Origin of the sequence: Salinivibrio proteolyticus, assembly GCF_001996165.1 — a bacterium.
In the GTDB taxonomy this organism is placed as follows: domain Bacteria; phylum Pseudomonadota; class Gammaproteobacteria; order Enterobacterales; family Vibrionaceae; genus Salinivibrio; species Salinivibrio proteolyticus.
Genome location: NZ_MUFP01000051.1, coordinates 1 through 1,008 on the forward strand (window position 1 = coordinate 1; position 1,008 = coordinate 1,008).

At 50.0% G+C, this 1,008-nt stretch carries 2 tRNA genes and 2 rRNA genes; all 4 read left to right on the top strand.

The features are described 5' to 3' along the window. Nucleotides 1-153 (top strand): 16S ribosomal RNA (locus BZJ19_RS16930); the annotation flags it as partial. Nucleotides 154-224: 71 nt separating this feature from the next. After that, nucleotides 225-301: transfer RNA gene (locus BZJ19_RS16935), tRNA-Ile, on the top strand. Nucleotides 302-339: 38 nt separating this feature from the next. Next, nucleotides 340-415, top strand: a tRNA-Ala gene (locus tag BZJ19_RS16940). A gap of 61 nt (nucleotides 416-476) precedes the next feature. Beyond that, nucleotides 477-1,008: ribosomal RNA gene (locus tag BZJ19_RS16945) — 23S ribosomal RNA — on the top strand; the annotation flags it as partial.

Here is a 1,008-nt window from a genome sequence, read left to right on the forward strand (position 1 = left end):
TTGTACACACCGCCCGTCACACCATGGGAGTGGGCTGCACCAGAAGTAGATAGCTTAACCTTCGGGAGGGCGTTTACCACGGTGTGGTTCATGACTGGGGTGAAGTCGTAACAAGGTAGCCCTAGGGGAACCTGGGGCTGGATCACCTCCTTACTGACGCTATTCTTGCGAGTGTTCACACAGATTGCACGGTCAAAATTAAAGAGAGCATCATTGCTTATGATGGGTCTGTAGCTCAGGTGGTTAGAGCGCACCCCTGATAAGGGTGAGGTCGGTGGTTCAAGTCCACTCAGACCCACCAACACATCCCCAGATGTGTTGGTCAAAGCAATATCATGTGGGGCTATAGCTCAGCTGGGAGAGCGCCTGCTTTGCACGCAGGAGGTCAGCAGTTCGATCCTGCTTAGCTCCACCACTTTTTAAGCACATTTATAACAAGTGTTTTTAAAAAGTGGATTATCGTATTGATAGATTCACATGCTCTTTAACAATCTGGAAAGCTGACAAGTCATTCTTAAAGAATGACAGTAAAGTTCGTCTGGGATTTCCGAATGGGGAAACCCACCTGCATAAGCAGGTATCTTAGCGTGAATACATAGCGCTAAGAGGCGAACTCGGGGAACTGAAACATCTAAGTACCCGAAGGAAAAGAAATCAATTGAGATTCCGGCAGTAGCGGCGAGCGAACCCGGAGCAGCCCTTAAGCGGCTTAGGCGTTAGGTGAACAGGTTGGAAAACCTGGCAATAAAGGGTGATAGCCCCGTAACCGACAGCGCCTTAGYCGTGAAAACGAGTAGGACGGGACACGTGATATCTTGTCTGAACATGGGGGGACCATCCTCCAAGGCTAAATACTCCTGACTGACCGATAGTGAACCAGTACCGTGAGGGAAAGGCGAAAAGAACCCCTGTGAGGGGAGTGAAATAGAACCTGAAACCGTCTACGTACAAGCAGTGGGAGCCTCTTCGTGGGGTGACCGCGTACCTTTTGTATAATGGGTCAGCGAC